Source organism: Burkholderia sp. LFS061, from assembly GCF_047978125.1.
GTDB lineage: Bacteria > Pseudomonadota > Gammaproteobacteria > Burkholderiales > Burkholderiaceae > Burkholderia > Burkholderia pyrrocinia_C.
The window spans coordinates 87,353-107,068 of record NZ_JBFPFS010000001.1; the positions used below are offsets into that span (position 1 = coordinate 87,353).

14 protein-coding genes and 1 pseudogene are annotated in these 19,716 nt (G+C 62.8%); 4 read left to right on the forward strand and 11 right to left on the reverse strand.

Annotated features, from left to right (window positions below; translation table 11 throughout):
- Positions 1 to 2: 2 nt before the first annotated feature.
- Entirely contained in the window at positions 3 to 1,253 is a 1,251-nt protein-coding gene (locus ACNQQL_RS00445; protein WP_204421794.1) for an MFS transporter, read from the reverse strand.
- Between the two features lie 601 nt (positions 1,254 to 1,854).
- Between ACNQQL_RS00445 and ACNQQL_RS00450 the strand changes: the two genes are divergently transcribed.
- Positions 1,855 to 2,970, forward strand: coding sequence for a hypothetical protein (locus ACNQQL_RS00450; protein WP_347062831.1), 1,116 nt, complete (start codon positions 1,855 to 1,857; stop codon positions 2,968 to 2,970).
- A 797-nt stretch (positions 2,971 to 3,767) separates the two neighbouring features.
- Here ACNQQL_RS00450 and ACNQQL_RS00455 read toward each other — a convergent pair.
- A complete protein-coding gene (locus tag ACNQQL_RS00455; RefSeq protein WP_347062832.1) occupies positions 3,768 to 4,211 on the reverse strand; it encodes a hypothetical protein in 444 nt (147 codons plus the stop codon).
- A 264-nt stretch (positions 4,212 to 4,475) separates the two neighbouring features.
- On the opposite strand from ACNQQL_RS00455, the pseudogene ACNQQL_RS00460 reads away from it, so the two are divergent.
- Positions 4,476 to 5,902, forward strand: a pseudogene (locus ACNQQL_RS00460) (IS1182 family transposase).
- Between the two features lie 260 nt (positions 5,903 to 6,162).
- Here ACNQQL_RS00460 and ACNQQL_RS00465 read toward each other — a convergent pair.
- From ACNQQL_RS00465 to betC, 3 genes are all read right to left on the reverse strand, one after another.
- A complete protein-coding gene (locus tag ACNQQL_RS00465; RefSeq protein ID WP_034180735.1) occupies positions 6,163 to 7,302 on the reverse strand; it encodes a porin in 1,140 nt (379 codons plus the stop codon).
- A gap of 257 nt (positions 7,303 to 7,559) precedes the next feature.
- Entirely contained in the window at positions 7,560 to 8,525 is a 966-nt protein-coding gene (gene choX, locus ACNQQL_RS00470; protein ID WP_347062833.1) for a choline ABC transporter substrate-binding protein, read from the reverse strand.
- A 45-nt stretch (positions 8,526 to 8,570) separates the two neighbouring features.
- The gene (gene betC, locus ACNQQL_RS00475) at positions 8,571 to 10,106 is read right to left on the reverse strand and encodes a choline-sulfatase (RefSeq protein ID WP_347062834.1); all 1,536 of its coding nucleotides are present in this window, start codon (positions 10,104 to 10,106) and stop codon (positions 8,571 to 8,573) included.
- A 241-nt stretch (positions 10,107 to 10,347) separates the two neighbouring features.
- Here betC and ACNQQL_RS00480 point away from each other — a divergent pair, with 241 nt between their 5' ends.
- Positions 10,348 to 11,253, forward strand: a complete 906-nt coding sequence (locus ACNQQL_RS00480; RefSeq protein ID WP_347062835.1) for a choline sulfate utilization transcriptional regulator — start codon at positions 10,348 to 10,350, stop codon at positions 11,251 to 11,253.
- A 171-nt stretch (positions 11,254 to 11,424) separates the two neighbouring features.
- The gene (purU, locus tag ACNQQL_RS00485; protein ID WP_072441954.1) at positions 11,425 to 12,300 is read left to right on the forward strand and encodes a formyltetrahydrofolate deformylase; all 876 of its coding nucleotides are present in this window, start codon (positions 11,425 to 11,427) and stop codon (positions 12,298 to 12,300) included.
- Between the two features lie 159 nt (positions 12,301 to 12,459).
- Here the strand turns inward: purU and ACNQQL_RS00490 are convergent, their stop codons facing one another.
- The 6 genes from ACNQQL_RS00490 to ACNQQL_RS00515 all read right to left on the reverse strand — a co-directional run bounded on the left by ACNQQL_RS00490 (position 12,460) and on the right by ACNQQL_RS00515 (position 19,712).
- Positions 12,460 to 14,115, reverse strand: coding sequence for an APC family permease (locus tag ACNQQL_RS00490; protein WP_347062836.1), 1,656 nt, complete (start codon positions 14,113 to 14,115; stop codon positions 12,460 to 12,462).
- Positions 14,116 to 14,294: 179 nt separating this feature from the next.
- Positions 14,295 to 15,158, reverse strand: a complete 864-nt coding sequence (locus ACNQQL_RS00495) for a glycine betaine ABC transporter substrate-binding protein (protein WP_072441958.1) — start codon at positions 15,156 to 15,158, stop codon at positions 14,295 to 14,297.
- A gap of 133 nt (positions 15,159 to 15,291) precedes the next feature.
- Complete coding sequence (locus ACNQQL_RS00500) at positions 15,292 to 16,440, reverse strand: hybrid-cluster NAD(P)-dependent oxidoreductase (protein WP_072441960.1); 1,149 nt, start codon at positions 16,438 to 16,440, stop codon at positions 15,292 to 15,294.
- A gap of 29 nt (positions 16,441 to 16,469) precedes the next feature.
- Positions 16,470 to 17,711: an aromatic ring-hydroxylating oxygenase subunit alpha gene (locus ACNQQL_RS00505; RefSeq protein WP_034180743.1), complete on the reverse strand. Its 1,242-nt coding sequence runs from the start codon at positions 17,709 to 17,711 to the stop codon at positions 16,470 to 16,472.
- 52 nt (positions 17,712 to 17,763) lie between these two features.
- Positions 17,764 to 18,549, reverse strand: a complete 786-nt coding sequence (locus tag ACNQQL_RS00510) for an electron transfer flavoprotein subunit beta/FixA family protein (protein WP_072441962.1) — start codon at positions 18,547 to 18,549, stop codon at positions 17,764 to 17,766.
- Complete coding sequence (locus ACNQQL_RS00515; RefSeq protein ID WP_204421807.1) at positions 18,546 to 19,712, reverse strand: electron transfer flavoprotein subunit alpha/FixB family protein; 1,167 nt, start codon at positions 19,710 to 19,712, stop codon at positions 18,546 to 18,548. The genes ACNQQL_RS00510 and ACNQQL_RS00515 overlap by 4 nt, the downstream gene beginning before the upstream one ends.
- Positions 19,713 to 19,716 lie beyond the last annotated feature (4 nt).

Sequence of the window (19,716 nt, forward strand, 5' to 3'; positions counted from 1 at the left end):
CATCACACGTCGCGCTCGAGCGACTTCATGTTCGTGAGCTGCGGAAACAGCCGCATCCACGCGAGCGCGACGGCAATCGTCGCAGCACCGCCGACGACGATTGCCGTCGGCGCACCCCACCATGCGGCCGTCACGCCCGATTCGAATTCACCGAGCTGGTTCGACGTGCCGATGAACAGCGAATTGACTGCGCTCACGCGCCCGAGCATGTCGTCTGGCGTACGAAGCTGCACGAGCGACAGGCGCACGACGACACTGACCACGTCCGATGCGCCCAGCGCGGCCAGCGCAACGAGTGACAGCGCGAAGTGCCGCGACAGCCCGAACACGATCGTCGCGATGCCGAACGCGATCACGCCGCCGAACATCGCGCGGCCCGGCCGCCCTTTCAACGGGAAACGCGTAAGCCACAGCGTGCCCGCGAGCGCGCCGACCGCGGGCGCCGCGCGCAATGCGCCGAGCCCCCACGGCCCGACTTGCAGAATGTCGCGCGCGTAGATCGGCAGCAGCGCGGTCGCGCCGCCGAACAGCACCGCGAACAGGTCGAGCGACAGCGCGCCGAGGATCGCCGGTTCGCGCCGAATGAACGCGATCCCCGAAAACACCGAACGCAGCGTGACCGGCTCGCGTGCAGGCGGCGCGCTGCGCAACGGAATCGTGCCGCTCAGCACCGCCGCGATCGCGAATGCCACGACGCTTGTGCCGAACGCGGCGGGCGCACCGACACCGTAGAGCAGACCGCCGAACGCGGGCCCGAGGATCTGCGCGGCCTGGTTCGCGGACGTCGACAGCGCGGTCGCGCGCGGCAGGTCGGTGCGAGGCACGACGGCCGGCAGCAGCGACGACACCGACGGCGACTCGAACGCGCGGGCCGTGCCGACGATCGCCGCGAGCGCATACACGACCGGCGCGGCCAGCCAACCTTGCACGGCGCCGAGCAGGAACACGCCGGCGGCCAGCGCCTCGACGCCCTGGCAGATCGTCGCGATGCGCCGGCGGTCGTAGCGGTCGGCCACCTGCCCGACGACGAGCGTCAGCGCGAACATCGGCACGAACTGCGCGAGACCGACGAGACCGAGCGCGAACGCGCTGTGCGTGAGCGCATATACGTACCAGCCGATCGCGACCGACAGGATCTGGAAAGCCAGCGACGACATCACGCGTGTGCCCCAGAAGCGCTGGAACGGTGCGTGACGGAACAGGTTCGCGGGTAACGGGGAGGAAGGAGCGGGTTCGGGTAAGTGGGCGGTCATCGGGGTCTCGGCGATCGGCAGTGCGTGACGCAACCGCTCAACGAGCGGCTACCTGCGCATGTGCGTGCTTGCGCAACGACTTGCCCATCGCGACGCGATATCGGTCCCCGGTCGTGGAGACGGTCGGCTGGACAGCGCAGACGCGGCCAAATCGCGATGATATGTCAATCACGGCAAAACGGCCGTTCGATCGGCCGAGGCAGGAGCGCACTACACCGGCGCACCCGTCCCGCACCGCAAAAAAGAAGTTCGTCGTGGATTTCCGGTGAACGCGGGGCAGACTGCGGGGATCGGCCATGAACCGACGTTCGCCCCCCAAATGGTTGATAGTCATTCGAGCGACGGCTATGGTTCGGCACTCGGCCGGATGGTGCTGACTGCTAACACTGACACTTGAGGTAATGCGCGTCTTGAAACGACACGCGCGACGATAGCAAGCGCCCAGTGACTCTGCTGGAACAGCAGTCAATGCCTATATGTATTGGCCGCCAGATTCTATAGAATTTGACACGAGTCCCTTGTACCTCAAAATTGCAGCCAACACAAAAAATAGACACAAGCAGCACATACCACACCGCAACTAAACAAAAGGAGAAATCACATGCGAGATTGGTTTAAGATAATTGTCGATAGTGAAAAATTACACGGAAAATTCAAACACCTACTCAATATATTTTACTCTTCAGAACGAGAGCTTCTGGTCGACTGGATGAATGATTTCGTATTTAAGGATGGATTTAAAAAAACAATTGAAGAATTCCAAAATAATTTTCACTCGATGTTCTGGGAAATCTACCTGAACAAGACTTTCCTGAAATCTGGATTTACAATATCAGAAAAAATCAAATCTCCAGACTTCTGCCTTACCAAGGACGATAAAAAAATATTCGTCGAGGCCGTTGTTTCAAACATCGCAGAATCTGAACCAAAGGAAAATGAGCGAACTTTTCAAGATATATATGGAAACAACGACTACTACAACATATTGGATGAATCAATAGTTCGACTATACAATTCGTTTTGCAATAAGCAAGAACGCTACGAAAATCACTACTCCAACAATCAGGAGATTAAAGGCTCGCCATTCGTATTGGCAGTAGGTGATTATGCGCAAATAAATTATGGACAATCATATTATTACCCATTGCTAGCACTACTCTACGGCGCGTATTATGACAAGAACGACAAGCGGGATGATCTAAAAATACTTTGCGAAGACAGCCTCGACAAAGAATATAAATTCATCGAAAGCCATCCAAAGAAAAACGGTGCACCACTAAAGCTCGGCCTTTTTAACGACAAAAGAAACGAACATATTTCGGCTGTTATCTATAGTTGCACTACCACACTTGGGAAACTTAGTAGCCTGTCGAAAAATCATATCCCACAGGACAAGTGCATAGTTGTGGATAGGGAAACCTACGGACAAGAGCTTCAGATATTGCGCTATAGCGGCACTCAACCCGATGAAACCCTTCATGATGGGCTATTCGTTTATCACAATCCAAATGCCAAGCACAAGATCCCTGAGGATTTTCTGGTAGAGAAAGGTGTCACTCACTTTCGATTTGACGAAGACGGCGAAACGGGGATATGCATCCGATTTAACCCTACCCACGGCATTTTGAAACGCAGACACGTTTGCATGAAGGGAATGGAAGAAGAATTTATAGAGAAATTTTCGGACTTCCACTTCTTCCCCGTTCTAAGAAGATAGTGATTGCGAAACCGCTCGACTTAAAGAAGGCGGCGGCCGCTCCCACTTCGGTTGCGCCAGCGCACCGACTTCCCTTCGGCGCCATCAACACTCGCGACCGTGCGCGACTGTCCTGGTGAGTAAGCGCGCAGCGATATCCGTAGAACACCGCTCACGGCGCGCGCAAAGCCCCGTGAATGCCCGGGTTGCCTCGGGCATTCACAATGCATAGCCCTCGCCTCGCAACCAAGAACGCTGGTGCCCCTCTCCGGCTAGCACGTCGCGCGCATCAACCTGCGGTCCCTCGGTGTACCGCAAAGTTCGGTTCGAAGCGCGCCGACGAGTCCGGCAACCGCCCGAACATCATTCACGATAGCGGCACGAATGGTCATCAACAGTTCTCGACGACTAGCGTGCGGAACCGACGCCTGCTCATCGCCACAGACTAAGGACGACACGCAGGTCTGAGCGACCTGCAATTCCATCAGGTTGCTTTATGGCTTCGCAATCAAAAATCGCGAGCGGTCTTTCGCGCTTGCAATCCGCGCCGGCGCGCGACCACGGTTACCGTATAACAGCATTATCGATAAGCTTCTCGCAACTCTGACATAATCAAGCGCCGATCAAGAAGACGGGTTGAATCCGCAGTCGCGTGCCGCCGGTCACGGCCGTGCGAGACTCGGACCGGCTATGCGATTTGCATAAGACCGTGATCGGCCAGTGCCGGACGTTCGGCGGTGTGGTCGCGTAGCTATCCGCTAACTTGAGGATGCGGCCCTACGCTCGCGCCACTATCTTAGAAGAACGGCTTCGCGCTATCAGCCAACAATGACAGCGCTAGGAAACGCTAACAAGATTTTCTCTAAGGCGCCATCCTGAGGCAGAATATGAAAACGCACACACATGGATTCCATTGATCCGAGTATGGCTGCGGCGAATCTGTGTTGCCCATCGTAAATCTCGGCAGTTATTGCGCGAGGTCCATTTACCCGAAGATTAATATCGATCGGATCTAGAGGCTGAGATTTCAATCTACAATAAAGTGACGCAATCCGGTTGATGTGAAATTTAACGGCCTCCTTTTCTGACATTTCATTATTGACAGTATTCCAAGACCGCTCCTCTGCATTGAGGGAATTATTGAGAATAAGATCTGCCGCGTCGCGAATGAGATGCTCCGATATCGGACGGCAGCCCCAGTTATGTCCATCCATCGGATTCCGCAATCGTTTCTTTAAATCAAAAATTTCTACGGAAAACATAGCCCTCTCTTTTATAAGTAACCGTGTCGAATGATACGACCAACCGCGGCTGTTGCGTAGCGCTCGACGAATCGAAAAGATACCGTTGTGCGCGGTGACAGTTTGTTCTAGACCGGGTTTTCGGTAGTTGGAGGTGCTATGACTGCTTTAACCTTTGAAGCAGACATCTGAGCCGAGCAGTGTCCAATGTCAGCAACGGGTCGAGGCTGTGTGAAAACGCGTTGATCGCCTAGACTGAGTCAACGCATTCAGGATGGGTGGCCCATGAAGCGATTCGTTGAAGGCGATGACCGCAAGCAGGTAGCGCTATTGCCCGAGTGCCTGGACGATTTTGTTGCCGAGGATAACCCGGTCAGGATCGTCGAGGCCTTTGTCGAAGAGCTTGATCTGAACACACTTGGCTTCACCAGTGTCACGCCTTCGACGACAGGCCGCCCCTCCTACCATCCGGCAGTGCTACTGAAAATATACATCTACGGCTACCTAAACCGGATTCAATCAAGCCGACGCCTGGAACGCGAATGTCAGCGCAATATCGAGCTGATGTGGCTGACTGGCCGCCTGGTGCCAGACTTCAAAACGATAGCTGACTTTCGACGCAACAACGGCGCTGGTATTCGCAACGTCTGTAGTCGGTTTGTCGTGTTGTGTCGCGATCTCAAGCTGTTCTCCCAGGCCATGGTCGCCATCGATGGAAGTAAGTTCAAGGCCTCCAATACACGCGACCGAAACTTTACGACGGGCAAGATCGATAAGCGGCAGCAGCAAATCGAGGAAAGCATCCACCGTTACCTGAGCGCATTAGAAACGGCCGATCGAACGCAGCCGCCCGAGGTGGAAGCCAAAACGACTCGACTCAAAGAGAAGATTGCGCAATTGCAGGGGCAAATGCGTCACCTTGAGCAGATCAAAGAGGAGTTGAAGACGCTGCCTGACGGACAGATCTCGCTGACGGATCCTGATGCACGTTCCATGGCGACCAGTGGCCGTGGTTCTGGGATGGTCGGCTACAACGTGCAGATCGCCGTAGATGCCAAGCACCATCTTATCGTTGCGCATGAAGTTACGAACGCGGGTAGTGACCGCGCGCAGCTAAGTCCAATGGCGCAAGCTGCTCGGGATGCCATGGGTAGAACCAAATTGAAGGCTATCGCTGATCGAGGGTATTACAGTGGCCCACAGATAAAGGCTTGCGAGGACGCAGGCATTGCCGCCATTCTGCCCAAGGTCACGACATCCAGCGCGAAGGCTGATGGCCGCTTCGATCGGGCCGACTTTATTTACATTGCCCGGGATGACGAATATCTATGCCCGGCCGGGCAACGTGCGATCTACCGCTTTACTGGTCTGGAACATGGCATGTATCTTCGTCGTTACTGGAGTAGCGCCTGTATCGGCTGCGCCATGAAACCACAATGCACGCCAAGCAATTACCGGCGGATCACGCGCTGGAAGCTGCGCAGCGAAGACTGGACCGAATGCCGAATGCGATGACGGTGCGAAGGCGGACAGTTGAGCATGTGTTCGGGACGTTCAAACACTGGATGGGCTACACGCACTTCCTGACTCGCCGGTTTGCCAACGTGAGCACCGAAATGAGTTTGCATGTGCTGGCATACAACCTCAAACGCGTCATAGCGATACTCGGGTTCTCGAAAACCATGAAGGCGATGCGGCTGGTGGGTGCGTGAAGCACTCCAGGGTGCGCTTACATGCCGAGGGACGACAGCAACTCGGCACTGAAGCTATGGCGACATTCCTCGTTCACCTGAAGGCTGCGAAAATGCGGCACGGGATCTGCGCTCGCCGACGCTGAGTTACGGGTTTCCACACAGCCTCGGTCGAACAGCGACATCCCCGGAAATCCGCGAAGAAACAAAAAAAAGCGCGAACCGCAGTTCGCGCCAAAGAGAGACCTCGCTGAAGACGTCGCTGCTCCAAACCACCCCGCTCAGAACGAATGCCGCATCCCGATCCGCACGTCGGCCTGCGTCTGCGTCGTCGACGGCGTGAAGCTGTAGCCGACCACCGCATCGACGCCGTGCGACGCGCGCAGGTAATCGCCGGAGATATATACGTCGGTGCGCTTCGACAGCAGGTAGTGCAGGCCCGCCGTGCCCTGGTTCCAGTGATGGCCTTCGAAACGCGTATGCTGGTAGCCCGCGATCAGGCTCAGCGCCGGCGTGAACTGGTACAAGCCGCCGCCTTCATACACCTGCATGTGCGACGACTGGCCGAAACCCTTGATCGTCGTGTACGAGAAGTTGGCGTCGAGCGTCAGCTTGCCGATCGTGTAGCTCGAGCCGATGCCGAACGTGCCCTGGCTGTCGACGTCCATCGGCGTGTTCGCGAACAGGTCGGTGCGCGCGCCGGTCGCCGGATCGACGGTGACGGTCTGCTGGCCGAGGAACGTGTGCGTGCCGATCATCGCGTACGGGTCGAACGCATAGATGCCGTTCGGGTTGTTCAGGCGCGTGTACGCGGCGCCGATCGAGAAGTCGCCCTTCGTGAAGCTCGCGCCCGCGCTCCATGCGCTGTTGCGGTGGAAATTGCCCGCGACGTTGCCGAACGAGTACATCGCGCCGAACTTGAAGCCGCTGAGGTCGTTCGACAGGAACTTCACCGAATTCGGCAGGCGGTCGCCGTTGAAGCGGTCGAAGTCGCCCTGGTGGATCGCATAACCGCTGCCCCACGCCGAGATGTTGTAGATCGACACGAGTTCGTTCGTGATGTCGAGCTGGTTGCCGAACGACAGCGTGCCCCAGTCGTTCTGCAGGCCGACATACGCCTGCCGGCCGAACTCCGCGCCGCCGAAGCCGAGCTGCCCGTTGCCGAGGTGGAAGCCGCTCTCGAGGGCGAACACGGCCTTCAGGCCGCCGCCCAGGTCTTCCGTGCCCTTCAGGCCGAAGCGGTTCCCGTACGAGACGCCGTCGTCGAACTTGACCACGTGCGAGCCGCCGGTGTTGTTCACGTACGTGATGCCCGCATCGAGAATCCCGTACAGCGTCACGCTGCTCTGCGCATGGCCAATGGCGGGAATACAGGCCGCGCATGCAAGCGCGGCGGCTACGGCGACTTTCGTGTGCTTCATTATCGACCACCCTCCCTGAACCATTCGATGGAAAGAATCTCGTCCCGGCGCGTGCCGCGATACGCCGGTGGATTCGAATTCAGTACGCCCGCTGGCTTCGGTATTTCGTTTTTCGCAATAACGCAGCCATTGCCGAAAAATACAAACCCATATTTCGGGTCACCCGTCTGAAGGCGACACTAAATGGTCACGATGCGACGGGTCGGGAAAACACGTAGACGGGCGGCACGGCAAAAACCGGCCGCCCGGAGGCGGGGTCAGCGGCCGTCGAGGGCCGCTCGCACGGCCGGCAGGCCCGGTGCGCCGGCGGCCGTCGTCACGCCATCCAGCCAGCCGGCGACCAGCGCCGGGTCGGCCTTCAGCGCGTGTTGCGCCGCGAGCGCGGGCGACGTTTTGTTGTCGAGCATGTCGGCGATCATCCGGTTCTCGACGTCGACGGAGAACGTCATCTGCCGGAACAGCCGCGCAAGGTTCGCGCACTGGCCGGCAAACCCGGCGCGCGTGACTGTGTTGACCGTCGCGCCGCCGTAGTTCGGACCGAAGTACGCGTCGCCGCCCGACAGGTAGGTCAGATGGAACTTCGTGTTCATCAAATGCGGCTCCCACGCGAGAAACACGATCCAGCGCTTGTCGCGCACCGCGCGCTCGACCTGCGTGAGCATGCCCGTCTCGCTCGATTCGACGAGCGACCAGTTCGCCGTACCGAGCGCGTGGTCGGACAGCATCCGCTTGATGTTCTGGTTCGCGGGCGCGCCGGGCTCGATCCCGTAGATCTTGCCGCCGAAGCGGTCTGCATAGCGCGCGAGATCGGCGAACGTATGCACGCCCGCGGCCGCGACGTAGTCGGGCACCGCAAGCGTGAACTTCGCGCCGCTCAGGTTCGCGTGCAGCACGTCGATCGATTTGTCATCGACGAACGGCTTCACGAGCGGCGCCTGCGCGGGCATCCAGTTGCCGAGGAACACGTCGACCTGCCCTTTCTTGAGCCCCTGGTACGTGATCGGCACGGACAGGTTCGCCACGTCCTGCCGATAGCCGAGCGCCTTCAGCACGACGCCCGCCATCGCGTTCGTCGCGTCGATGTCGGTCCAGCCGGGCGCCGCCATTTTCACGTCGCTGCATGTCTGCGGGTCGGCCGCGTGCGCGCCCTGCGCCACCATCAGGCAGGCGGCCGCGGCGAGCGCCGCGCCGATCCGGATTGCTGCATTGCATTGCCGTTCCATCGTCCGCTTCCTCCGTCGTTCATCAATGTTCGCGATGCGGGACGCTCAGCGCCCGACCCGCGGAAAACGCGCCATCGCCTCGAGCGTGTCGAGTTCGATGTGATTGCGCATGTAACGCTGGCTCGCGTCGGTGAACGGCTGCCAGTCCCACGCGTGGATGCGACCCTGCGTCGCCGCCGCGTAATGGAAGCGCCGGCGCCGCTGGCTCGCGCGCACCTGCCGGTCCAGCTCGGGCAGGTTCCAGCGCTGCGCGGCTTCAACGCGGAACGCCGCGAGCACACCGGTGGCTTCCGGCGAGCCGGCCAGGTTCGTCAACTCGCGCGGATCGTCGGCGAGGTTGTAGAGCTGGTCGGGATCGGCCGGGCAATGCACGTACTTCCAGTCGCCGCGGCGGATCATCACGACCGGCGCGACCGCGCCTTCCGCCAGGTATTCGCCGAGCGCGACATCGTGAGCGGGCGTGCCGTGCAGGTGCGGCACGAGGCTTGCGCCGTCGACCGGGTCAGGCCAGCCGCCGGCGGGCGCGGCGCCAGCCAGGTCGACGAGCGTCGGCAGCAGGTCGACGTGCGACACCGGCCCGCGCACGCGCGCGGCGCCGAAGCGGCTCGGCGCATGGACGATCAGCGGCACGCGGCAGCCGCCTTCGAAGAACGTCATCTTGTACCAGAGCCCGCGCTCGCCGAGCATGTCGCCGTGGTCGGACGTGACGATCACGATCGTGTCGTCGGCGAACCCGCACTGCTCGAGCGCGGCCAGCACGCTGCCGAACTGCGTGTCGACGTAGGAGGTTGCGCCGTAGTACGCGCGGCGCGCGGCGCGGATCTGCGCATCGGTCGGCGGCGTGCGGTCGTTCTCGCAGACGAAGCGCAGCCGCTGCGAATGCGGGTCGCTGTCCGCTGCATCGAGCCGCACGGCCGGCATGTCGATCTCGTCGTCGCGATACAGATCCCAGTATTCGCGCGTGATCGCATACGGGTCGTGCGGATGGGTCAGCGACACGACCATGCAGAACGGCCGCGCGTCATGCCCGGCCGCGCGTTCGCGCGCGACGTCGTACAGCTTCTGCTTCGCGGCGAACGTGACTTCGTCGTCGAAATCGAGCTGGTTCGTGCGCACGCACGGGCCCGCGTCGAGCACCGAGCTCATGTTGTGATACCAACTCGGCCGCTCCGCCGGGTTGTCCCAGTCGGGCACCCAGCCGAAATCGGCCGGATAGATGTCGGTCGTGAGCCGCTCCTCGAAGCCGTGCAACTGGTCGGGCCCGCAGAAATGCATCTTGCCGGACAGCATCGTCCGGTAGCCGCCCGCGCGCAGGTAGTGCGCGAACGTCAGCGTTTGCGCCGGCAATTCGGCGGCGTTATCGTAGGCGCCGATCCCCGACGGCAGCTTGCCGGTCAGCAGCGAGAAACGGGACGGCGCACACAGCGGGCTCGCGCAATACGCGGCGTCGAATACCACGCCTTGCGCGGCGAGCCGGTCGAGCGTCGGCGTGCGCGCGACGCGATTGCCGTATGCCGGCAGCGCGAACGGCGTGAGCTGGTCGGCCATCAGGATCAGGATGTTGGGTGTTGGGTTCGTCATCGGCGGTCGTGGGGAAATCGGTGTTCGAATGGAACGGCGCGCCGCTTTGGCGGCGAGACGTCCGGCATGGCGGAGGCGGCCCGAAGAAAGTGCCGCGCATGCCCGCCGCGACTGGCTAGAATCGCGGAAAGGCCTGGCGCGGCGGCCGTGAAGCGCGTCTGCCGTACCGTCCGATGCACTATCGCCCGCCCGAATCCGGGCGGGAAGGCGTCCTGCCCTTATGGGGCCATTAGAAGGACTTATGTCGAAATCCGAACCGTTACCGTCGATGCAGGCGCTGCGCGCGTTCGAATCGGCCGCCCGGCTCGCGAGCTTCACGGCCGCCGCGCGCGAGCTCGGCTCGACGCAGCCGGCCGTGAGCCAGCAGGTGTTCCAGCTCGAGGCCGAACTCGGTGTGCCGCTGTTCGAGCGCAGCCCGCGCGGCGTCACGCTGACGGCCGACGGCCAGTGCCTGTACGAAGCCGTGCGGCTGAGCCTCGACACGCTGCGCGGCGCCACCGCGACGCTGCGAGCGCGCCGCGAGCACGGCGCGCTCACGATCGTCACCGACTTCGGCTTCGCGACCTACTGGCTGATGCCGCGCCTGGCGGGCCTGAAGCGCGTGATGCCGGATGTCGACGTGCGCGTCGTCACGTCACAGGATTACGACGCGCAGCGCGACCACGGCGACATCGCGATCCTGTTCGGCGACGGCCACTGGCCGTCGTGCACGGCCGCGCGGCTCTTTCCGGAATCCGTCACGCCCGTGTGCTCGCCCGCGTTCCGCGACGCGCATCCGCACGTCGCGCGGGCCGACCAACTGCTCGCGCTGCCGCTGCTACACGTGCAGCCGACGCGCCCCGAGCGTTGGCTGTCGTGGCCCGGCTGGTTCGACGCGCACGGCCTCGACATGGCGGCCGCCGCGCGCGGCGTGACCTTCAACAGCTACGCGCTCGTGATCCACGCAGCGCTGCTCGGCGAAGGCGTCGCGCTCGGCTGGTCGCCGCTCGTCGACGAGCTCGTCGCGTCCGGCCAGCTCGTGAAGCTCATCGACGCGCCCGTCGTCACGTCGCGCGGCTACTTCCTGGTGCGGCCGCCGCAGCGGCCCGAGCCGGACGCAACCCACGTGTTCCGGCGCTGGCTGCTCGACGCGTGCGCAAGCGCCTGACGAAGCGCGCCTGCTCCCCGCGCGCTGGCGCGCCGATACCAGCCACACGGCGCGTTGGTTCTATCCTCCCCAAAATCGTCCTGATTTACTTGAGTCTCCCGCAACCCGCGCGGCGCGGCGCTTTGGTGCGCTGCCGCACGGCCGTGCGCCCCATGCCATCCGAGGATTCTCATGACCGCCGAGCACCGCCCCGATCAATTCGTCCTGACACTGTCGTGCTCGAGCGCGGCCGGCCAGGTCGCCGCCGTCGTCGGCTTTCTCGATCGCCATCGCTGCTATGTCGATGCGCTGAACGTGTTCGACGACGATCTCAGCAACCGCTTCTTCGTGCGCTGCGTCTTTCATCCGACGGATGAAACGCTGCAGATCGACGCGCTGCGCCAGGAATTCGCGCCGATCGCGGCCGGCCTCGGCGGCGACATGCAATGGGCGATCCACGACGTGAACGCGCGGCCGAAGGTGCTGATCATGGTGTCGAAGCTCGAGCACTGCCTCGCGGACCTGCTGTTCCGCTGGCGGATGGGCGAACTGAAGATGGACATCGTCGGCATCGTGTCGAACCACCCCGATTTCGAGCCGATGGCCGCGCAGCACGGGCTGCCGTTCCGGCACTTCCCGATCACGGCCGACACGAAGGCGCAGCAGGAAGCGCAGTGGCTCGACTTCTTCGAATCGAGCGGCGCCGAACTCGTGATCCTCGCGCGCTACATGCAGGTGCTGTCGCAGGAGACGAGCGCGAAGCTCGCGAACCGCGCGATCAACATCCATCACTCGTTCCTGCCCGGCTTCAAGGGCGCGAAGCCGTATCACCAGGCGCATGCGCGCGGCGTGAAACTGATCGGCGCGACCGCGCACTTCGTCACCGACGATCTCGACGAAGGCCCGATCATCGAGCAGGTCGTCGAGCGTGTGGATCACGCGCTGCGTCCGGAGCAATTGCTGGCGGTGGGGCGCGACGTCGAAAGCATCACGCTTGCGCGCGCGGTGAAGGCGTTTATCGAGCGGCGGGTGTTTTTGAACGGGGATCGGACGGTGGTGTTTTCGTAAGAGGGCGGCGCGTTCGTTCGAACGCGAAGAAAACGAAAAATGGCCCGACCGGCGTACCGGTCGGGCCATTTTGCAATCGCATTGCGTCTGACGCTTCACGCGACGGCCCCGTGTGCGGTTTCCGGGACCATCGCGCGCGGCGATACGCGCATTACTTCGTCACTTCACCCACGCAAGGTAATACGACAACCAGATCGTCAACCCCGCGCCGGTCAGCGCCGCGTAAGGCACCAGATTCAGCCACATGCTGCGCTTCGGCACCTCGAGCTCCATGTCGCGCTGCATCTGCGCCGGGAACCGGCCGCGATCCTGCCAGTAGTGGCGATAGAGAAACACCGGCACGATCAGCAGCATCGCGATCAGGCCATTACGCAGCGTGCCCTCGCCCTGCAGGTTCGCACCCGCGCCGACATACACGAGGTTCGCATAGCCGCAGATCGCGCCGCCGACGAGCAGCCATGTCGGGCAGCGGAACGGCCGATCCCAGTTGCCGCGATCCATCCGGTGGATCCAGCCCGACTGAAGATTCAGGAATACGAACAGCATGTAGCAGACGTTCGAGATCGACAGCACCGTCATGTAGTCCGACATCATCAGCAACACGAGGTTGAAGCCGAGATCGGTCCACATCGCGCGCGTGGGCGAGCCGTGCTCGTTCACGTGCGACAGGTACTTCGGCAGCCAGCCGTCCACCGATGCCTGGTACAGCGTGCGCGACGAGCCCATCATCGACGTCATCACGATCAGCAGGATCGACAGCATCAGCATCACGACGACCGCATTCGCGACCCACGCGCCGCCGCCGACGATCTTCGCCATCGCGGCCGCGACGCCGGTGCCGTCGCCGATCGCCGGATCGAGCATCGCCTGCGTGCCGAGTGCACCCTGGAACGCCAGCGGCACGAGCGTCATCACGACGAGACACAGCGCACCCGACCAGAAGATCGCCTTCGCGGTGTCACGGCGCGGATCGCGAAATTCGCGCGTGTAGCAGACAGCCGTCTCGAAGCCGTACGACGCCCAGCCGGCCATGAACATCGCACCGAGCGCCATCGTGACGCCCTGCCCGTTCCACGAACCGAAGGTCGCGGCCGTGAGATTGCCTTGCGCGTCGTGACCGGGCGGCAGCAGCGGGAGCAGGTTCGACATCGGTACGTCACCGGTGACGAACGGCACGATGCCGACGATCAACAGCGGCGTGAGCGACGCGATGCCGAGGATGCGCTGCGTGCGCGCGGCCTTCGATGCACCGCTGTGCTGAAGCTTGAACGTGATGAGAAGCAGGATTGTCGCGATGATGAACGTCGCGTTGATCCGCAGGGACAGACCAGGCTTGATAAAGCTCAGGTCCGCTAACTTGAGCTGCCAATGCAGCACCGCCGCGTCGGCGGGGAAGAGACTCGTGAGTGCATAGCTCGCCGCGAGACCGCAGCCGAGCGCAAGCATCGGCGACCACGCGAGCCAGTTGCACCACACGGACACCGGGGCAATCAGCTTGCTGTAACGGACCCAGCCGATCGCGCCATACACCGACGCGCCGCCCGATTTATGAGGAAATAGCCCCGATATTTCCGCATAAGTCGCGCTTTGGATCAGCCCCATCGTGATCGCGGCGATCCAGATCGCCCACGCGGGCTGGCCGATCGTCGCGCATACGCCGCCGATCGTGAACAGCACGCCTGCCGGCACGCCGCTCGTTACCCAGAATGCGTCTTTCCAAGTCAGGCCACGATGCAGCGTGTGGCCCGTCGAATCATGTGAGATCGTTGCCTCAACATCACTGGTGCTGTTCGCACGCAGTCCTGCTTGACTCATCCAATTCCTCCTGTGATGACTCTGCACAAGGGCCGTAGTGTAACAACTTACGGGCTTTTTTGCAGAATCAGTAAAAGAAAACCGGGATATGGCTGCATGAATTCACGATTATTTCGGATTCCTGCATTCCATTCCCGGCGTATTTTTTATGGTGCTTCGTATGACAAAGATCTTGGTGCTTACTGTGCGCCTTCCGTCCACGAATTCACGCGGTCGGCATGCGCCGCGATCCACGCGTCGGCGGCCGCTTCCGGCTTCGAACCGTTCTGGATCGCCAGCATCACGCTGTCGATTTCACCCGGCTTCCACTGGAATTTCTTCAGGAACGCGACGACCGGCTTGGCCTTCGTTTCGAGGCCCGGATTCGCGACGCTGTCGACGTGCTCCGCGCCACCGAACACCTTCTTCGGATCCTCGAGGAAGCGCAGCTTCCACTTCGCGAACATCCAGTGCGGCGCCCAGCCGGTCACGATGACCGGCTTGTTCGCGTTGACCGAACGCGACAGCTCGGCCGTCATCGCGCTGCCCGAGCTCGGCATCAGCGTGTAGTTCAGCCCGTAGCTCTTGATCGCTTCGTCGGTCTTGCGCATCACGCCGGCGCCCGCGTCGATGCCGACGATCCGGCCGCCGAAACTGGCCTTCTCCGCGTTCAGGTCGTCGATGCTCTTCGCCTTCACGTACGCGGGCACGATCAGGCCGATCTTCGCATCCGGGAAGTTCGCGCCGAGGTCGACGACCTTGGCCTTGTACTCATCCCAGTACGAGCCGTGCGTGACCGGCAGCCATGCGGACAGCGTCGCGTCGAGATCGCCGCGCGCGACGCCCTGCCACATGATCCCGGCGGCGACCGGCACGAGCTGGACCTGGTAGCCGAGCTTCTTCTCGATGACGCGGGCCGCGACGTTCGACGTCGCGACGCTGTCGTCCCAGCCTTCGACATAGCCGATCTTCAGCGTCGGCTTCGTATCGGCAAGCGCGGACGCACTCAATGCCACCATTGCCGACAGTGCGCCGGTCCACAACAGTTTTCCGAACAACTTCATGGTCGATCTCCTTGATATGCGCTTGTGCGCGTTGCCTCTCTAGGTTCTTCAACCACAAATCCGCGGTATCGTTGTTTTCCGACGGATGCTTGTCCGGACGCGACGCGCCCGGACAGCCGATGGCGCGATTTGACTACTTGTCGATCACGAGATCGGACAGCGGCTTGCTGCAGCACAGCAGCACCATGCCCTGATCGATCTCGCGTTGGCGGATACCGCCGTTGTGTTTCATCTCGACCTGCCCCGACACGAGCTTCACCTTGCAGGTGCCGCACATGCCCTGCGTGCACGAGGCCGGCAGCCGCACGCCCGACTGGCGCGCCGCGTCGAGCACATGCTGCTCCGAGCCGCACGCGATCTCGCGGTTGCTCTTCGCGAAGCTGACCGTGTACTGCTTCGTCCCGGCGTCGCCGCCTTCGGCCGGCGGCGCGAGATCGGCGAGCAGCTCGTCGCTCGCGGTCTGCGCGAGCGTTTCGAACGAGAAGCTCTCCTCGTGATACTGCTTGCGATCGAAACCGGCTTCGTCGAGCAGGTCGCGCACGGCCTTCATGTACGGCGCGGGGCCGCACGTGAAGATTTCGCGCTCCATGAAATCCGGTGCGATCAGCTTCAGCAGCGGCAGCGTCAGGAAGCCCGTGACGCCCGGCCAGTTCGTGCGCGCGCCGACGCGCTCGACGACGAACGACGTGCGGAAATTCGTGTGATTCGACGCGATCAGGTCGAGCTCGCGCGCGAAGATGATGTCGTCCGGCGTACGCGCGCTGTGCACGAACAGGATGTCGCGGTCTTCCGCGAGATCATGGTGTGCGCGGCTCATCGACATCAGCGGCGTGACGCCCGAGCCGGCCGACAGGAACAGGTACTTGCGCGCCGGATGCCGCGCGCACGTGAATTCGCCGGCCGGGCCGAGCACCCGCACCGATGCGCCCGGCTGCAGGTTGTCGTGCAGCCAGTTCGACACCTTGCCACCCGGCACGCGCTTGACCGTGATCGACACCGTGTGCGGCCGCGCCGGCGACGACGAGATCGTGTAGCAGCGGTTGATCGTTTCGCCGTCGATGTCGAGCTCGAGCGTGAGGAACTGCCCGGGTTCGAACGAGAACGCGCGACCCTGCGGCGAACGGAAGAAGAAACTCTTCACGTCGTGCGTTTCCTGCCGCACCTGGCAGCACACCAGCGTTTCCTCGACGTCGCTCGTCCAGCGCTCAGGAAGAGCGTTCCAGAACGCCGGGCGTGTCACCCGGCTGTCCGTCGGCTCGAAATTGGCCGCATCTCGCATCATGTCTTGCTCCGCTTGTTCGCTGCTGGATACTATTCGCCGGTTTTTTCGGCGAGCCGGCCGATGTACCAGGCCGAGAATTTTTCGACGAGACCTTCCGTGTACGGCGAATACGGGCCCGGCTCGTACGCGCTGCTGTTCGCGCCGCGCTGCGAGAATTCGACGAGCGCGCGATCCTGGTCGTTGGTCGCGTTCCACACGGCCGTGAGGTTCTTCACGTCGTAGTCGATGCCTTCCTTCGCGTCCTTGTGCACGAGCCATTTCGTGCGCACGAGCGTCTTGCCGGCCGACAGCGGGATCACCGAGAACGTCACGATGTGATCGCTCATGAAGTGGTGCCACGAGTTCGGCTGCGTCCAGAACGACAGCCCGCCGAGATCGGCCTTCTCGAATCCACCAAGCAGCTTCTTCGACGCGACCTTCGCATCGAGCGTCTGCGATTCGCCGCTGCGGTCGAGCGGCAGGCGCTGCGTGCGGAAGCCCGTCACGTCGAGCAGCTTCTCGATCTCGGCGGACGGCAGGCCCATCTCGGCCCATTCCTTCCCGCGCCGGACGCACGTCTCCGCAAACGCGTCCATGCCCTCGGCGTTGGCGTCGGAACGCTGGTAGCCGAAGCCGTATTCGTACAGCGAGATCGTCAGCTCCGGATGGTTCGCGACGCAGTGATAGCACTCGCGGTTGTTCTCCATCGTGAGCTTCCAGTTGCCTTCCTCGATGATGTCGATCTGCGCGGCGATCTTCGTGCTCGGCAGGTCGTGCGGCAGCAGGTACGGCTCCATCTCGGCGCGCATCTTCGCGAAGTCGACCGGCGGCTCCTCGGCGAGGCAGATGAAGATCAGGCCCGCGAGGTTCTCGACGTGCACCGACTTCAGGCTGTGCTTGCAGCGGTCGAACTGCTCGCCCATGTGCTCGGCGAACATCAGTTGGCCCGTCAGGTTGTAGGTCCAGCTGTGGTACGGACACACGATGTTGCCGACCGAGCCTTTGTCCTCGTTGCACAGGCGCGCGCCGCGGTGACGGCATACGTTGTGGAACGCGCGGATCGCCATGTCGTCGTCGCGCACGATCAGGATCGAATCGCTCCCCAGTTCCACGGTCAAGTAGTCGCCTGGCTCGGGAATGTCCGGCTCGACCGCCACCTGGATCCAGTGCTGGCGGAAAATCGCCTCCATGTCGAGCGCGAAAATTTCCTCGCTCGTGTAAAACGGTGCGTCGAGGCTGTGCCCTACCTTGCGCCGCTCGATCAGTGCACGAATGTCTGCCGATACTTTCATCGTTTGCTCCGGATTCCTTGCATCCCTGGGTTCTTGCCGACAGGCATCAAAATCAGTAGTCGATGAGCTGATGCTCGCGCAAATACGCGAGGATCACTTGTGCTTTTTCGACCGAACTCCCTTCATTTACGACGTTGCCGCCACGGCTTTCGGTGGTCGTCGCGGACAGCATCCGGGCATGCCCGGAGCGCTTCTCGGCGGCGACCAGTTTTACGGGTTTACGCTCGACCGGACCGACCGTCCACGCTGCCGCGTCGGCGTCCGCGCCGGGCGCCGCGAGCGCCGGCCGGATCGCGCCGGCACGCAGCCGCGCATACGCGTAGCGCGGCTCGGCATTGGCGAGCGGATGGACGGCGACGACGGCCGGCAGCGCGGCGTCGACACGGCGCCGCAGCCCCTTCGGCAAAAATTGCCGCACGGCTGCACGACCGCCTTCGACCGTCACGTCGACGGCCGAGCCGACCAGCGGATAACCGAGCGCTGCGGCGATGCGATACGGCAGCATCCCGGTGTCGTACGCGCCCTCGGCGCGCGTGCCGGTCAGCACGAGGTCGTAGCCTTCGACGCGCGCGGCGAGCGCGTGCACGGCATCGTCGCCGTCGCGGCAGGCCAGCACTTCGACCTCCCGCGCGCCGAGCGCGAGATATTCGGCAAGCGCCGCGTTCGCGGGGTCGCCTGCGTGGATCACGTCGAGCTGCGCGCGATGCCGTTCCGCAAGCTGGCGGCCTGTTTCGAGCGCAGCCGCGTCGTTGCGGCTGTAGCGCGCGACGCCGCTGACCGGGTGCCGGCCGACGGACACGAGCACCGCGATGCGTTGCAACTGGCGAGGGGCGTTCATGCTGCGACTCCTTCCGGTTCACGGTTGCCGACCGCTGCCGGCGATTGTCCGCGCGCGACCCGCGCGGCCTGCACCTGTTCGATCAGCGCGGCGATCGTCGCCTGTGCATCGCCGACCACCGTCAGGTTCGCGCGCTTCGCGATCGGCGCGCTGCCGTCGAGGTTCACCGCGATCACGTGGCGGCAGTCCTTGATCCCCTGCAGATGCTGCACCGCGCCCGAGATGCCGAACGCGATATACACGCTCGCCTCGACCGTCTTGCCGGTCGCGCCGACCTGCTTGTCGCGAGTGAAGTGGCCGTTGTCGACCGCGACACGGCTCGCGCCGATCGCCGCGCCGAACACACCGGCCAGCCGCTCGAACGCGCCGATGTCGGACACGCCGTTGCCTGCCGATACGATGAAATCGGCTTCCTCGAGCGCGACCCGCGCCGCATCGATTTCCTCGAGGCCGAGATCGCGATACGGCTGCGCGGCATCATGGGCCGGGCGGATGAAATCGGCGGCCAGGCGTTCGCCCGCCCCGACGAACGGCAGCTTCGCGTCGACCGCGTTCTGCGCGAGCAGGATCACGTCGGGCAGCCCGCGCGTCGCGAACGCGCGGCCGGCCTGCGCATACGCGCCGACATGCTTCGCGTCGATCTCGACCACGTGGGTCGCGACGCTCGCGCCGGCGACCGCCGCGTAACGCCGGCCGAGATCGCCGTCGCCCGTCGCGTTGTCGGGCACGAACACGTGCTTCGGCGCGAGTGCTGCAACACACGCCTGCAACGCTTGCAATTCGCTTTCAGGGTCGAATGCGCGGCGATCGAAGCCGGCGAGTTCAACCAGCTTGTCGACGCCGAGTTCGGCCACGTCGTCCTTCAATTCGCCGAATGCGAGCAGCGCGACTTCGGTCTGTGCATCGGCGAGCAATGCTGCGGCAGCAATCGCCTGCCGTGCATGCTCGTCGAGCGCGCCGCGTTCGCCGTGCGCGACCACCAGCATCGTGTGCTTCGGCTCCTGCACCGCGCGGCGCGGCTTCGCGGCAGCCGCGTGGCCGTGCGCGGACCAGTGCGCGGCGCTCGCGTCGGCGCTGCCTTCCTCGCCGAGCGTGATGCGCTTCAGGCCCGCGGCCGTGATGATGAACGGCCGGCGCGGATCGATTCGTTTGATCGTATTCATCGAT

Coding starts and splice junctions, on each gene's coding strand:
- ACNQQL_RS00445 (WP_204421794.1), bottom strand. CDS start 1,253: ATGACCGCCCACTTACCCGAACCCGCTCCTTCCTCCCCGTTACCCGCG.
- ACNQQL_RS00450 (WP_347062831.1), top strand. CDS start 1,855: ATGCGAGATTGGTTTAAGATAATTGTCGATAGTGAAAAATTACACGGA.
- ACNQQL_RS00455 (WP_347062832.1), bottom strand. CDS start 4,211: ATGTTTTCCGTAGAAATTTTTGATTTAAAGAAACGATTGCGGAATCCG.
- ACNQQL_RS00465 (WP_034180735.1), bottom strand. CDS start 7,302: ATGAAGCACACGAAAGTCGCCGTAGCCGCCGCGCTTGCATGCGCGGCC.
- choX (WP_347062833.1), bottom strand. CDS start 8,525: ATGGAACGGCAATGCAATGCAGCAATCCGGATCGGCGCGGCGCTCGCC.
- betC (WP_347062834.1), bottom strand. CDS start 10,106: ATGACGAACCCAACACCCAACATCCTGATCCTGATGGCCGACCAGCTC.
- ACNQQL_RS00480 (WP_347062835.1), top strand. CDS start 10,348: ATGTCGAAATCCGAACCGTTACCGTCGATGCAGGCGCTGCGCGCGTTC.
- purU (WP_072441954.1), top strand. CDS start 11,425: ATGACCGCCGAGCACCGCCCCGATCAATTCGTCCTGACACTGTCGTGC.
- ACNQQL_RS00490 (WP_347062836.1), bottom strand. CDS start 14,115: ATGAGTCAAGCAGGACTGCGTGCGAACAGCACCAGTGATGTTGAGGCA.
- ACNQQL_RS00495 (WP_072441958.1), bottom strand. CDS start 15,158: ATGAAGTTGTTCGGAAAACTGTTGTGGACCGGCGCACTGTCGGCAATG.
- ACNQQL_RS00500 (WP_072441960.1), bottom strand. CDS start 16,440: ATGATGCGAGATGCGGCCAATTTCGAGCCGACGGACAGCCGGGTGACA.
- ACNQQL_RS00505 (WP_034180743.1), bottom strand. CDS start 17,711: ATGAAAGTATCGGCAGACATTCGTGCACTGATCGAGCGGCGCAAGGTA.
- ACNQQL_RS00510 (WP_072441962.1), bottom strand. CDS start 18,549: ATGAACGCCCCTCGCCAGTTGCAACGCATCGCGGTGCTCGTGTCCGTC.
- ACNQQL_RS00515 (WP_204421807.1), bottom strand. CDS start 19,712: ATGAATACGATCAAACGAATCGATCCGCGCCGGCCGTTCATCATCACG.